At 64.4% G+C, this 12,398-nt stretch carries 14 protein-coding genes; 8 read left to right on the top strand and 6 right to left on the bottom strand.

The genetic code is table 11. The annotated features are described in order from the left end of the window. The first annotated feature begins 149 nt into the window (after positions 1–149). From msrB to AB0K08_RS14895, 4 genes are all read left to right on the top strand, one after another. Positions 150–629: a peptide-methionine (R)-S-oxide reductase MsrB gene (gene msrB, locus AB0K08_RS14910; RefSeq protein ID WP_006591151.1), complete on the top strand. Its 480-nt coding sequence runs from the start codon at positions 150–152 to the stop codon at positions 627–629. Next, positions 626–1,186 (top strand): peptide-methionine (S)-S-oxide reductase MsrA, encoded by a 561-nt coding sequence (msrA, locus tag AB0K08_RS14905; RefSeq protein ID WP_006591152.1) that lies wholly within the window; start codon positions 626–628, stop codon positions 1,184–1,186. The genes msrB and msrA overlap by 4 nt, the downstream gene beginning before the upstream one ends. A gap of 232 nt (positions 1,187–1,418) precedes the next feature. Then, positions 1,419–2,060, top strand: a complete 642-nt coding sequence (locus AB0K08_RS14900; RefSeq protein ID WP_075812450.1) for a TetR/AcrR family transcriptional regulator — start codon at positions 1,419–1,421, stop codon at positions 2,058–2,060. A 233-nt stretch (positions 2,061–2,293) separates the two neighbouring features. Continuing rightward, positions 2,294–2,662, top strand: coding sequence for a thioredoxin domain-containing protein (locus AB0K08_RS14895; protein ID WP_006591154.1), 369 nt, complete (start codon positions 2,294–2,296; stop codon positions 2,660–2,662). A 78-nt stretch (positions 2,663–2,740) separates the two neighbouring features. On the opposite strand, the gene AB0K08_RS14890 is transcribed toward AB0K08_RS14895, so the two are convergent. Next, positions 2,741–3,637: an oxidoreductase gene (locus tag AB0K08_RS14890; RefSeq protein ID WP_040562036.1), complete on the bottom strand. Its 897-nt coding sequence runs from the start codon at positions 3,635–3,637 to the stop codon at positions 2,741–2,743. Between the two features lie 101 nt (positions 3,638–3,738). On the opposite strand from AB0K08_RS14890, the gene AB0K08_RS14885 reads away from it, so the two are divergent. Then, on the top strand, positions 3,739–4,167 hold the full coding sequence (locus tag AB0K08_RS14885) for a helix-turn-helix domain-containing protein (RefSeq protein ID WP_314301328.1): 429 nt from the start codon (positions 3,739–3,741) through the stop codon (positions 4,165–4,167). Here AB0K08_RS14885 and AB0K08_RS14880 read toward each other — a convergent pair. Next, positions 4,097–4,462 carry a DNA cytosine methyltransferase gene (locus AB0K08_RS14880; protein WP_006591157.1) on the bottom strand — a complete coding sequence of 122 codons (366 nt, stop codon included), beginning with the start codon at positions 4,460–4,462 and terminating at the stop codon, positions 4,097–4,099. The genes AB0K08_RS14885 and AB0K08_RS14880 overlap by 71 nt on opposite strands. A 301-nt stretch (positions 4,463–4,763) precedes the next feature. On the opposite strand from AB0K08_RS14880, the gene AB0K08_RS14875 reads away from it, so the two are divergent. Next, on the top strand, positions 4,764–5,759 hold the full coding sequence (locus AB0K08_RS14875) for a PIN domain-containing protein (protein WP_006591158.1): 996 nt from the start codon (positions 4,764–4,766) through the stop codon (positions 5,757–5,759). Between the two features lie 128 nt (positions 5,760–5,887). Here AB0K08_RS14875 and AB0K08_RS14870 read toward each other — a convergent pair whose 3' ends face one another. Genes AB0K08_RS14870 through AB0K08_RS14855 form a run of 4 tightly spaced genes read right to left on the bottom strand, consistent with a single transcriptional unit; the run spans position 5,888 to position 7,982 of the window. Then, the gene (locus tag AB0K08_RS14870; protein WP_157551416.1) at positions 5,888–6,793 is read right to left on the bottom strand and encodes a hypothetical protein; all 906 of its coding nucleotides are present in this window, start codon (positions 6,791–6,793) and stop codon (positions 5,888–5,890) included. 39 nt (positions 6,794–6,832) lie between these two features. Further along, entirely contained in the window at positions 6,833–7,156 is a 324-nt protein-coding gene (locus AB0K08_RS14865) for a hypothetical protein (protein WP_006591160.1), read from the bottom strand. After that, complete coding sequence (locus AB0K08_RS14860) at positions 7,147–7,605, bottom strand: hypothetical protein (RefSeq protein ID WP_006591161.1); 459 nt, start codon at positions 7,603–7,605, stop codon at positions 7,147–7,149. The genes AB0K08_RS14865 and AB0K08_RS14860 overlap by 10 nt, the downstream gene beginning before the upstream one ends. Continuing rightward, entirely contained in the window at positions 7,602–7,982 is a 381-nt protein-coding gene (locus AB0K08_RS14855; RefSeq protein ID WP_006591162.1) for a TIR domain-containing protein, read from the bottom strand. The genes AB0K08_RS14860 and AB0K08_RS14855 overlap by 4 nt, the downstream gene beginning before the upstream one ends. Positions 7,983–8,145: 163 nt before the next feature. Here AB0K08_RS14855 and mobF point away from each other — a divergent pair, with 163 nt between their 5' ends. Next, positions 8,146–11,688, top strand: coding sequence for a MobF family relaxase (gene mobF / locus AB0K08_RS14850; protein WP_143554015.1), 3,543 nt, complete (start codon positions 8,146–8,148; stop codon positions 11,686–11,688). A gap of 190 nt (positions 11,689–11,878) precedes the next feature. Continuing rightward, positions 11,879–12,250: a hypothetical protein gene (locus AB0K08_RS14845; protein WP_051988614.1), complete on the top strand. Its 372-nt coding sequence runs from the start codon at positions 11,879–11,881 to the stop codon at positions 12,248–12,250. Positions 12,251–12,398 lie beyond the last annotated feature (148 nt).

Here is a 12,398-nt window from a genome sequence, read left to right as displayed (position 1 = left end):
TCGGTCGTCGCGAGACCAGCCGCCCCGCCTCGGGGGCGACGCATCGTCTGGCCTCGACTCTAACGCAGGACATGTGGAATAGTTGGACCGCCCGGTCCGTTACAGCACGTGATGGCGCGGCCGCGCGTCACCTGCTAGGAGGAGCCAAAGTGACCACCAACGACTACCGCAGGACCCCTGAGTTGCTCAGCCGCCTGAGCGACGAGCAGCATCGGGTGACGCAGCAGGACGGCACAGAGCCGGCCTATCGGAACGAGTACTGGGACAATCACGAGCCTGGCATCTACGTCGACATCGTCTCGGGTCAGCCGCTGTTCTCGTCCACCGACAAGTACGACAGCGGCACGGGATGGCCGAGCTTCACGGCGCCCATCGCCGCCGACGCTGTCACGACCAAGGCGGACCGGACGCACGGCATGATCCGCACCGAGGTGCGCTCGGCGGGCGCCGACAGCCATCTCGGGCACCTATTCCACGACGGACCCGCCGCCGCCGGGGGCCAGAGGTACTGCATGAACTCGGCCGCGATGCGCTTCGTTCCTGCCTCCAAGCTCGTCGAGGAGGGCTACGGCCAGTTCAGTGCACTGTTCGACACCGACCAGGACTCTACGAAGGGAGCCACCGCATGACCAGCGGGACCAACGACAGCGGAGCGATCGCGCAGGTCTCGGGAGCGGAGACAGCCGTTCTGGCTGGCGGGTGCTTCTGGGGCATGCAGGACCTAATCCGTCGCCAGCCGGGCATCTTAGGAACCCGCGTCGGGTACACGGGTGGGCAGAACGAACACCCGACGTACCGCGACCACCCAGGCCATGCGGAGGCGATCGAGGTCGTCTTCGACCCTTCGAAGACGAGCTATCGGGACATCCTGGCGCTGTTCTTCCAGATCCACGATCCCTCGACGCTGAACCGTCAGGGGAACGACCGAGGGACGAGTTACCGCTCCGCGATCTTCCCGGTGACGCCGGAGCAGGAGCGGATCGCCCGCGACACGATCGCGGATGTGAACGCATCGGGTCTGTGGCCGGGTAAGGCAGTTACCAGTATCGAGCCGGTCGGTCCGTTCTGGGAGGCGGAGCCCGAGCACCAGGACTACCTGGAGAAGTATCCGAACGGCTACACGTGCCACTTCCCCCGCGACGGCTGGGTACTACCGGAGCGGAGTTCGCCCAGCGTGGCAACATAGCAAGGTTCTGAGGTTTGGGCCCGGGCATCTGGGGTCGAGATCCGCCTCGCCGCCCCCGAAGGGTCCGGTGACGGTTGACGACTGCACAGCCATGCCCAACCGCGAGGGCCCCGATCCTGAAGTACGACATGAGGCTCTCGTCGGCTGCTCGCAAGGGTGGTCCACGCCGATGGTCGTTGGCACCTGAGTGCGGGCGAGAGACCGCCCAACCCGAGGCGATTAGCCTTGGGGTATGACTGACAGCGCCAGCGGCCCCCGCCCGCGCCGCTTGACGGCGCGCGGCGCCGCAACGAAGGCACGGATTATCGAGGCAGCCGATCAGTTGATGTACGAGCGCGGCGTTGCCTCGACGACTCTGGCCGACGTCCGTGCATCGAGTGGGACGTCGAAGTCGCAGCTCTATCAGCACTTCGCTGAGAAGGACGCACTGGTGAAAGAAGTCATTGAGGCACGTGCAGAGGCACTGCTGTCACAGCAGCGCCGTCGCCTTGCGAGGGTCGAGTCGCTGCGCGGACTCGAACTCTGGCGCGATGAGCTAGTTGAACGCAATGCGCTCCGAAACGGCGCCTATGGGTGCCCACTAGGAGCGCTGGCGAATGAGATCGCTGATCATGACGAAGACACACGGAAAGTCATTGCTGCTCATTTTGACGCCTGGCTCCAACTCTTGACTGATGCGATTGAAGAGCTGAAGAAGCGCGGCGTGCTAATCCCGAGCGCCGAGGCGCACGCGTTGGCCACTGGGCTGTTGGCTGCTCTCCAAGGAGGTTACCTACTCGCTAAGACGGCCCGAGACGTCCGTCCCATGCGGGTGGTCCTCGACATGGCCATCGCACAGGTGCGGGCGTACTCGACGGAGAGCAACTCTGCGTGACTGCGCCCCACCCCGCTCGGCCAGCGCAGCGACCCTGAGATTCGCCCGGCTCCTAGAATCTGTGGACTTGAGGGTCCAGAACACGTTCAAGTCGAACGCGTAGGGAAGGCGCTGCGCTCTCCCGGCAGCCCTTTGGCTTAAGGCCCATGGCGCTTGCGCCGCTCGCGAAGATCGGCAATCATGAGAGTGGACCCTGGGGTCCATTGTTAGCTCACCGAGCGATTGGACGGAAGATGGCAACGGTTGATGTGACAGACAAGAACTTCCGCGAAGTGACCGAGCGGGAAGGGATCGTCATCCTTGACTTCTGGGCTACCTGGTGCGGTGCATGCAAGGCGTTTGCGCCGGTGTACGAGGCAGCATCTGAGAGCCACATGGATATCCTCTTTGGCAAGGTCGACACGGAGGCGGCGCAGCAGTTGTCTGAGTCACTCGCAATCCGCGCGCTACCAACAATCGCGGTCTACCGCGACTCGATCAGGGTGTTCTTCCAGGCCGGTGCGCTCCCGAGGCCCGCGCTTGACGACCTGATCACACAGGTACGGGCGCTCGACATGGCGCAAGTGCGAGCCGAGATCGAGAGCCATGCCCACGTCCACTAGTAGTTGCCGTGGTCAGGAGGACGATGTCCCGGACATGCGTCGGGCTGCGTGAGGCGTCTCCCTGATTGGATCGGGTCGTCAGGAGTTGATGTTGTCGAGTTCGGCGAGGTCCTGTTCTGTGAGGGACAAACTGGCGCCGGTGATGTTCTCGCGCAGGTGCGCGACCTTCGAGGTCCCAGGGATGAGGAGGATGTTCTCCGAGCGCTGCAGCAGCCAAGCAAGGGCGACAGCCATCTGGGTTGTCTCCAGACGGGTTGCCACGGCGGTGAGCGCATCGGCCTGGAGCGGGGAGAACCCACCGAGGGGGAAGAAGGGGACGTAGGCGATGTTGTCGGCGGCGAGGCTGTCGATCAGATGGTCGTCCCACCGGTTGGCGAGGTTGTACATGTTCTGCACGCAGACGATCGGTGTCACCGCGCGGGCTTCGGCAACCTGCTCAGCGGTGACGTTACTGACTCCGAGCTGGCCGATCAATTCCTCTTGCTGGAGGCCGGCGAGGGTCTCCATGGCTTCGGCGATCGAGCCTGGCTGGGGGCCGTTGGCATCTCCCATGCGCATGTTCACCAGGTCGAGGCGCTCGGCCCCCAGGGATTCAAGGTTGTCCCGGAACTGCTGGCGCAGCTCCTCGGGAGTGCGCGCGGTTGGCCAGCCGCCCTCGGCGTCGCGGTTCGCGCCGACCTTGGTGGCGATCAGTACCGACTCCGGATACGGATGCAGCGCCTCACGAATCAACTCGTTGGCGACCCGCGGGCCGTAGGCGTCGCTGGTGTCGATGTGCGTGACGCCCTGCGCGACCGCCTCGCGTAGCACCGCGATCGCGCCGTCATGGTCAGCCGGTGGCCCCATCACCCAGGGTCCCGCGAGCTGCATGGCCCCGTAGCCGAAGCGGGTGACACTCCGTTCGCCAAGGTTCCAGGTGCCGCCGGGAGCGTGATTGACGCTGTGGTCATCGTGTCGTGCCTTCCTTGTTCGGATCAGGGGTGGTGCTCCGCACCGTCTTGTATCAGTGTTGGAGAGCAACTCTCTTCTGGGAAGTACGCACTTCGGAGTGCGTTACCTCCTGTGGAAAGGCGGACATGATGGCGACGACGACCGCGGCCGAGAAGCGCGAGCGGGCCAAGAGCGCGTACAACGCGTTCCTCGCGGTGTGCCCGAGCCGTCAGCTCCTCGACCGGCTCGCCGACAAATGGGTCGTGCTCATCCTCTGTGCTCTCGGCGGCGACGGCACCGGCAGCGTCGGCGAGCCGGCGTCTATGCGGTACTCCGAACTCTCCCGCCTCATCGCCGGTGTCAGCCAGAAGATGCTCACCCAAACCCTTCGATCCCTGGAACGAGACGGCCTCATCACCCGCACGGTCACCCCGACTGTCCCCGCCACCGTCGACTACGCGCTCACAGACCTCGGTCTCTCGCTCCACCGGACCACCCGGCAGCTCAGGGTCTGGGCGCAAGACCACATGGACACTGTCCAGACCCATCGCGACCACTACGACACCCAGCACTGACACCGTGCGACATCCGGGTACGCTGACCGAGCGCTTCGCTCCCAGGCTTGACATTGAGGCAGGGGAAGCCACCGCAGAGGATGTCCATCGGTTCGACGGCGCTCCAGTCGATGCTGGTGACGTCACCGAGGTTCAGCGCGTCGGGCCAGTGGCGGGCGACGGGTTCGTTGATCTCGAAGAACCAGATCGTCTCGGCGTCGAAGACATACTTGACAGCCAGATCGAGTCCGCCGTATCGAGACAACAGCGACCCGACCCGCAGACGACGCTCACCAGACGGGGTGTGGTCGTGCATGAAGGCTCCGGCAGTTCGGTGACCCCGAACCCGAGCCCCTCACGGCGCCCTGTCGCCGGGCTGATCACCTGCCAGGTGCACGATCCCGCCTGGTCGCCCGCGGAACCCCGCCGATAACCCGACGGAGCGCGTCCGCTCTCGACCGGCAGCCCGACGCCGATCCGTCTCCCCGCTCAGCCCTCTCTGAGCTGCCACGCGTCTTGCAGGTCGAGGGAGGGTGCCCCCTTCGTCGTGCGCCTCGGACCCCCGCCTCGTCGCCGACTACGGCTCGGAGCTGTCGGTGACGGATAACGTGAGTACCATGCTCAACTTGCTGGTTGACACCTCGACGTGGCTAGACCTGTCCAAACGACGTGACGGTCAGCGATGGATCGTTGCCCTCCGCGTCCTTGTTCATCAGGGTGAGGTCGAGTTGATCGTGCCGTCGCTCGTCATCGAGGAGTATGAGCGCAATCGAGAGCGTGTCGAGGCGTCGATGACCGCTAGTGTCGCTCAGCGCTTCAAACTGATCCGACAGGATCTTGATGACTTCGGCGGCACCGACACCGAGCAGGCGCTCAGGACCGTTGAAGACCTTGCACGCCACGCACCACTGATTGGCGCGATGACGACCCGCAACTTCGATGAAGTCCTCGATCTGCTCCGTGGTGGCCGCGCAGTGGAGGCCACGGACTCGGAACGCCACGCGGCGGTCGAACGAGGTCTCTCGAAGCGAGCACCTTTTCACCGCTCGCGCAACAGTGTCGCCGACGCGTTGCTGCTCGAGTTGTACGCAACCGCGATTGCAACTGTCGATCTTGCGCAACACCCCCATGCGTTCGTTACGTCCAACAGCGAGGACTTCTCATTACCCAATGGGGACAAGCGGCTGCCGCATCCAGACATCTCGGCAGCCTTCGCATCGGAGCATTCCACTTACGCACTGGGAGTCGACGGATTGAACGGGGTCCTTCGTCACCACTTCAGTCCAGAGATCGAGGAACTGTTCGCAGATACCGATTTCGTGGAGGAGCCGCGACGCTTGGATGAAATCCAAGACGCTGAGAAGGAGCTTTTCGATCGCATCTGGTACCACCGTTCACTGCAACACGAGTACCATTTGGAGGATGCTGGCGACTATGCCGGGCTCGAACGGTTACGGAAAATCGCCGGCGAGGGGCGAGCACGCGTTGAGGGGACCTACACGCAACCGGGAGAGCTAGGACCATACTCAGATTTCGAACTTGGCATGCTCAACGGGAAAATCTCTGCGTTGCGATGGGTCCTTGGCAGTGAGTGGGATTTTCTCGACACCTAGCGCCATCCGTGCGCATGCTCAGGTATGCCCGCGTTGCGAAATCCGAGCACCATCCATCGAGGTCAAGATGCAGTCGCCATGAGCACCTAAGCCGCGGCATGAGGCACGATCGGTGTTGCTGTCCGAGGTCAGAACGGGTATTGAACTTGAGGGCTCGCTCGCGACGGCTCGGCGAACTGGTCATCGCTGAGAGAGGGTGAATTGCGGCCGTACTCAGGATCGTCGTAGACAGCGAATCCACCTGGTTCCGACGCTGAGGCCACGAATCGATAGACAGGGCTTACGAGCACGCAAGCTGGGAGTATGAAGTGCTTGACGAAAGGAATGGCTTCAGCATCACGGCGCACGTAGGAGCGTCCGATTGGGCCTGGAAAGTAGTTCTCATCTCGGCCATGAGGGCTGAAGATTCGCTGGACCAGCTCGCATAACAGAACGACAGCGGCCAGTGCGGCGTCGCGCGCGTCACCGCTGTCGAGATCAGAGCGATAGTGCACGGCTGCGTGCCTCATGCGCATGAGACGTAAGTAGTCACGGGCGGTCTCTTCGTCGAGAACACCCCATTCCTTTAGCGTCCGCACGCACTTTTGCCAGTCATCGAGAGATTTCTTTCCAGCAACGTGTTTAGTCGCCGGATGCGATGAGTAGTCGTCTCGCAATGTCAGGACTAGCTGATTCAGTATTCGTTCACCAAGGCCGCAGGCCCCCAGAAGCGCTGAGTAGTAGCTCCCCGAGACAAAGGCGTTACGCACCTGCGCTAGGTAGACGTTGTGAAGCGCCACAACCGACCAGGGCGCCACACCGAGATCGGTGAAATCGCGAATCTTCTGCTCGAAGTCTTCGATGCCGAACTGGTAGATAATCGCTTCTTTCACATGCGATTGATTAGTTAGCCACTGCTTCTTTATCTGCTCTTCCCAGTCATCTTTGATCTCGGTAGTCAGCGTGTGAGCGCGTGTATCGAAAGTGATGGCGGCGGGCGTGAACCTACGCGAGTCATCGCCGTCAACGCGCTGCCGTCCGATCTCGACTTTCACGGCACGTGACGACGGCGGGCGTGCAGCACTTCCCATAGATCAACGCGCTCCTGTGCCGTCGAACGACTGACTATTCAGCACTCGCGCCACGGCTGCTATCGCTTGCGCGTAAGGACCATCCTCCGATCGCTTCGCAGGATCGAGCGAAGAGAAGGGCACGAGGGCATCGTGCTTAGGATTGATCGTCGCCATCCATACAGACCAAGCGTCATGGACGTCTTCAAGCGAGACGTCCACGCCCTTCACCAGTACAAGCAACGCATACAGACGATAGAGAGCCCAAGCGTCGTCGTCGGGTCGCTGTTCCGGATCCAGTGTTGCCTCGATGCGCGCGGCGATCTCGTCGATATAGTTCAGAGCCATACGATCACAGCCAGCACTAAGTTTATCAGCAGAAACACGACCGGGACGACTCTCTCGATCGTACCAAGTTCAGCGTATCTAGGACGCCATCTGGCGATCGGGTCACTCTTAAGTTGATTCCACTCGTCCAAGAACGGACGCACCTCGAAGTACTCTTCCTCAATTGCGTTGATGACAGCAAACTTCGCCTTGTTTAGGTCGCGGTAACTTTTCAGTTGGAGCCACCAGGTCGCACTTGTGACGACGCCGACAACGCAAAGAAGAAAAGACAAGAACGGCTCGATGGAACCTCGTGATCCTACTGCTTGAACTAAAGCAGGAGCGCCAAGAAGGATCGATTGCAGTGTCAGGTAGAACTGATTAGCATGGCCGCGCCGAGCGGAGACTCGATCGGCCATCTCGACAGCCAACTTGTAGAGCTCCACTGTGTCGTGAGTGGGTTCCTTCATCGATTGCCAGCGATCAGCAGTTTCAGATTGTCCCAAGTCCAGTCATAGAGCTTGTCGCTCGCCAAGGCTGCCGTAGGCCGCTGACACGTCACGTTGTAGCCCTTCAGGAGAAAGTACGGCGTACCCTCGTCGCGGGCGATCTCGATCTCAGCACTCACGCCTGTCGCGCTAGCAGTGTGCTGACCGCAGAGAACGATGACCTGGTCGCAGCGGCGGATACGACGACGTGCGTCCTCTCGCCACGTCGGGCTCGCAGTCTTCACTGACCAGTCGGCCACCTCGAACGGGCTATCTGGCAGTCGGGCCTGGCCGATGAGCAGGTCCTTCAGGCGCGCATCATGGTCATAATCGAAGCTGACAAACACATCCTGCGCCATGCTCTACTCCTCTATATAGCGAGCGCAGCACAGATAACTGGCTTACCGCTCGTGCCGTGTGTCCGTAGTCACGTCTCCATCCTACGACCGAGGCGGAACGAGGTCCGCGCGACACGACCACCATGCAACGAGCCACGATCGTCGCCGCGCGCACCTTCGATGCATGACGGTCTCGATGCGGGTGATGTCGGCCGGGGACGGCTACAAGTACCTGCTGCGCACGGTCGCGGCCGCGGACGGCGACCGTGCGCTGTCCACGCCGTTGACGAGGTACTACGTGGAGGCGGGCACACCACCGGGCCAATGGCTCGGGGCCGGCGTCGCCTCCTTCGGCCAGGGCCAGCTCGCGGTGGGTGATCGGGTTTCGGAGGCCCAGCTCCAGCTCTTGATGGGGATGGGTCGTGACCCGATCACCGGCGACCCGCTCGGGCACGCGTTCCCCGCCTACCAGTCGGTGCCGGAGCGGATCGACGCCCGGATCGCCGACCTCGACCCCGGCCTGAGCCCTGGCGCGAAGGGTGAGGCGGTCGCGCGGATCGAGGCCGAGGAGACCGAGCGCGGCAGGCGCCGTGCGGTGGCGGGGTTCGACTTCACCTTCTCGATCCCGAAGTCGGCCTCGGCGTTGTGGGCGGTTGCTGATGCCGGGACGCAGGCGCTGATCGGGGAGGCGCATCATGCGGCGGTTGCGGAGGTGGTTGCGTTCATGGAGCGGGAGGTTGCAGCCACGCGGTCCGGTGCAACCGCCGGCGACGGAGCCGTTGCGCAGGTTGACGTGACCGGGTTGGTGGCGACGTCGTTCGATCACTTCGACTCCCGCGCCGGCGACCCCCATCTGCACACCCACGTCGTCATCTCCAACAAGGTGCAGACCGCGTTCGACGGGAAGTGGCGGAGCTTGGATGGTCGGCCGATGCACGCCGCGGTGGTCGCGCTGTCGGAGTTGCACGAGGCGGTGTTCGCCGACCATATGACGCGCACCTTCGGCGTCGAGTGGGAAGCCCGCGACATGGGCCGGGACCGCAACCCGGCGTGGGCGATCAGCACCGTGCCGGAGGAGCTGGTCCAGGAGTTCTCGACTCGTGCCCGGCACATCGACGCCGAGAAGGACCGGTTGATCGCCGAGTATGTCGCCCGGCACGGTCGCCAGCCCTCCACGGCCACGATCATCAAGCTCCGCGCGCAAGCCACCCTGTCCACACGCCCGGAGAAGGAGGTGCGGTCGCTGGCCGACCTCACCGCCGAGTGGCGCACCCGCGCGACCGGGGTGCTCGGTCAGGACGCCACCGGATGGGCGCGCACTGTCACCGACAACGACAAGGCGTTGCTGCTGCGTGCCGACGACGTGCCGCTGGAGGTCGTTGCCGAACTCGGGCAGACCGTGGTTGAGGTGGTGGGTGAGAAGCGCTCGACGTGGCGGCGGTGGAACCTGATGGCTGAGGCGTCCCGGCACACGATGGGCTGGCGGTTCGCCACCATGCGCGACCGCGAAGCCGTCGTGGGGATGATCGCCGACGCCGCCGAGCAAGCATCGCTGCGGTTGACGCCGCCCGACCTCGTCACGAGCCCGGCCGCGTTTCGGCGGGTGGACGGCACCAGCGTGTTCCGCCCGAAGCACTCGACCGTGTTCTCCTCCGAGCTGCTGCTCGCGGCCGAGGACCGGCTGCTCGAACGCTCCCGCGCCCTGACCGGACCGACCGTGCCGCTGGCGACGGTCGAGAAGGTCACCACGAAGCCTGATCGTGAGGGGCGGATGCTCGGTGAGGATCAGGCCGACGCGCTCATGAGGATCGCGGTCTCTGGCCGGATGCTCGATGTGCTGGTCGGGCCGGCCGGCGCCGGGAAGACCACCGCGATGTTCGCGTTGCGGCGCGCGTGGGAGAAGGAACACGGCAAGGGCTCCGTGGTTGGACTCGCGCCGTCCGCGGTGGCTGCGCAGGTTCTCGCCGACGACCTCGGGATCGCGACGGAGAACACCGCGAAGTGGTGGCAGAACCATCTCGTCCACGGCACCGACTTCGAGGCGGGGCAGCTCGTCATCATCGACGAAGCCTCCCTCGCCGGCACTCTGTCGTTGGATCGGATCACGCACCTGGCCCAACGAGCCGGGGCCAAGGTGCTCCTGGTCGGCGACTACGCACAGCTCCAGTCCGTGGACGCCGGCGGCGCGTTCGGACTTCTCGTCGGTGACCGCGGCGATGCACCCGAGTTGGTCGACGTGCACCGGTTCACCAACGCCTGGGAGAAGACCGCATCCCTTGCACTGCGGCACGGACGCACGCAGGTGATCGACACCTACCTCGACCACGACCGCATCCGCGACGGTGACGCCGAGGTGATGACCGATGCCGCTTACACCGCTTGGCGCGCCGACCGGGAGCGAGGGTTGGTGTCGGTGCTGGTGGCCGAGACCCGCGAGGACGTGAGCGCCCTCAACCAGCGCGCCCGTGCCGATCTGATCCTCGACGGCACGTTGAAGCCGGGCCGGGAGGTCGAGCTGAACGACGGCACCACTGCCGGGGTAGGGGACACGATCATCACCCGCCGCAACGACCGCCGCCTCCGCAACGGCAAAGACTGGGTCCGCAACGGCGACACCTGGACCATCACCGGCGTCCGCGACGACGGCTCAGTCACCATCCGCAAGACCGGCCGCCGGTTCGGCGGCTCCATCGTCCTGCCCGCCGGCTACGTGACCGACCATGTTGATCTGGGCTACGCGATCACCGCGCATAGGGCGCAGGGCGTCACGGTCGATACCGCCCACGTGCTGGTGGAGCCGACCACCACGCGGGAGAACCTCTACGTCGCGATGACCCGCGGCAAGCACTCCAACCACGCCTACGTCATCCTCGACCGGGCCGACGAACACGCCCACCCGCATCCGGGCGACAACCCCGACGCCACCGGACGCTCCGTCCTGTTCGGCGTGCTCCAACACACCGGGGCCGAGCTGTCCGCACACGAGACCATCACCGCCGAACACGAGCACTGGGGCTCTATCGCGCAGCTCGCCGCCGAGTACGAAACGATTGCTGCCGCAGCACAACGAGACCGCTGGGCCACCCTCGTCCGTGCCTCTGGTCTGACTGCCGACCAGATCGACGCCGTGATCGAGTCCGAGACGTTCGGTGCGCTCACCGCCGAGCTGCGCCGCGCCGAGGCCAACCACCACGACCTCGACACCCTGTTCCCGCGCCTGGTAGCCGCGCGAGGCTTCGAAGACGCCGACGACATCGCCTCCGTCCTCCACTACCGCGTTGCGCGCGCCACCGCACGCCCCGCCGGCTCAGGCCGCACCCGCAAGACGCCACGGCTCATCGCCGGACTCATCCCCTCCGCGGACGGCCCGATGACCCGCGACATGCGGCAAGCCCTCGATGAGCGGCGAGAGCTGATCGAGACCCGCGCAGACGCGGTACTCGACACCGCGCGCGACGCCGCGGAGCCCTGGACGCGGACCCTCGGTGAGCCACCGCGTGACCCCCGCAAGGCAGCGGCATGGCGCCGGCACGCCCGCACCGTCGCCGCCTACCGCGACCGGTACGGCCTCACCGAGGACATGCCCCTCGGCCCGGCGCCGGAGAACACGGCACAGAAGATCGACCGCGCCAGAGCCGAGACCGCACTTCGCCAGCTCGCCGACCAGCCCGAACACCACCAGCAACACCGACTACCTGCCCCGACCCGGCAAGGGCCGAGCCTCTGAGCACACGCGGCCGATGGTGGCCGTCGCCAGCGCCCTTCCTCATGTCGGCGTGCAGTCGTAGAATGATGTCTAGGTAGCGCCATAGATATGCGCCGTCGACAGGTTCGGCGGCATGGCCCATCGCTTCGGCGACAAGGCCCTCTCAGGGAAGTTCGTTCGCTACGGAACCCCGAGGAGAGGACTGTCCACGATGATCCGTCTGATCTGGAACCTTAGCGTTCGTACCCGCCTGCTCCTGCGCGCCTGGATGCCGACCAACATCCTGCTGGACGCGATTCGCACTAGGCGCGGGTTGCGGTGGGGCGTCCCGGCGATGCTGCTCGCCACCCCGTACCTGCTGATCGCGAACCTCTGCGCGCAGGCCATCGCTGATAACGGTCCCAGGTGGCTGCACCTGGTTGTGTTGTGGTCGATCTGGAACGCCCTGAAAATGGTCTGGATCGGCCCTGTCAGCGTGGTCCTGCTCATCGGTGCCCGCCTCCGTGAGCGTGCCGAGCGCCGTCGTCAGCAGCGTGTCGAGGTCGAACCCCACCGCGAGATCACTCGCTCGGCGGCGAGCTGATCGGCAAGCGTTGCGGGGACTCTTCGCTACCGCGCTGTGGGGTGCGACAGAAACGGTCGTTATCTATAGTCAGGGGATCGGTGGCCTGTCTTGACCTGCGGTTTCCTGTCGTGGACTGTGTCCATGAGGCTGCAATCGTTACCGCCTG

This window comes from Citricoccus sp. NPDC055426 (genome assembly GCF_040677445.1).
Lineage (GTDB): Bacteria > Actinomycetota > Actinomycetes > Actinomycetales > Micrococcaceae > Citricoccus.
This window is presented reverse-complemented; position numbering and strand designations above follow the sequence as displayed.

Excerpts from the sequence above, each read along its gene's own strand:
- AB0K08_RS14855 (WP_006591162.1), bottom strand. The coding sequence starts at position 7,982 with ATGGCGCAGGATGTGTTTGTCAGCTTCGATTATGACCATGATGCGCGC.
- mobF (WP_143554015.1), top strand. The coding sequence starts at position 8,146 with ATGACGGTCTCGATGCGGGTGATGTCGGCCGGGGACGGCTACAAGTAC.
- AB0K08_RS14860 (WP_006591161.1), bottom strand. The coding sequence starts at position 7,605 with ATGAAGGAACCCACTCACGACACAGTGGAGCTCTACAAGTTGGCTGTC.
- AB0K08_RS14880 (WP_006591157.1), bottom strand. The coding sequence starts at position 4,462 with ATGCACGACCACACCCCGTCTGGTGAGCGTCGTCTGCGGGTCGGGTCG.
- AB0K08_RS14865 (WP_006591160.1), bottom strand. The coding sequence starts at position 7,156 with ATGGCTCTGAACTATATCGACGAGATCGCCGCGCGCATCGAGGCAACA.
- AB0K08_RS14845 (WP_051988614.1), top strand. The coding sequence starts at position 11,879 with ATGATCCGTCTGATCTGGAACCTTAGCGTTCGTACCCGCCTGCTCCTG.
- msrA (WP_006591152.1), top strand. The coding sequence starts at position 626 with ATGACCAGCGGGACCAACGACAGCGGAGCGATCGCGCAGGTCTCGGGA.
- AB0K08_RS14900 (WP_075812450.1), top strand. The coding sequence starts at position 1,419 with ATGACTGACAGCGCCAGCGGCCCCCGCCCGCGCCGCTTGACGGCGCGC.
- AB0K08_RS14885 (WP_314301328.1), top strand. The coding sequence starts at position 3,739 with ATGATGGCGACGACGACCGCGGCCGAGAAGCGCGAGCGGGCCAAGAGC.
- AB0K08_RS14875 (WP_006591158.1), top strand. The coding sequence starts at position 4,764 with ATGCTCAACTTGCTGGTTGACACCTCGACGTGGCTAGACCTGTCCAAA.
- AB0K08_RS14895 (WP_006591154.1), top strand. The coding sequence starts at position 2,294 with ATGGCAACGGTTGATGTGACAGACAAGAACTTCCGCGAAGTGACCGAG.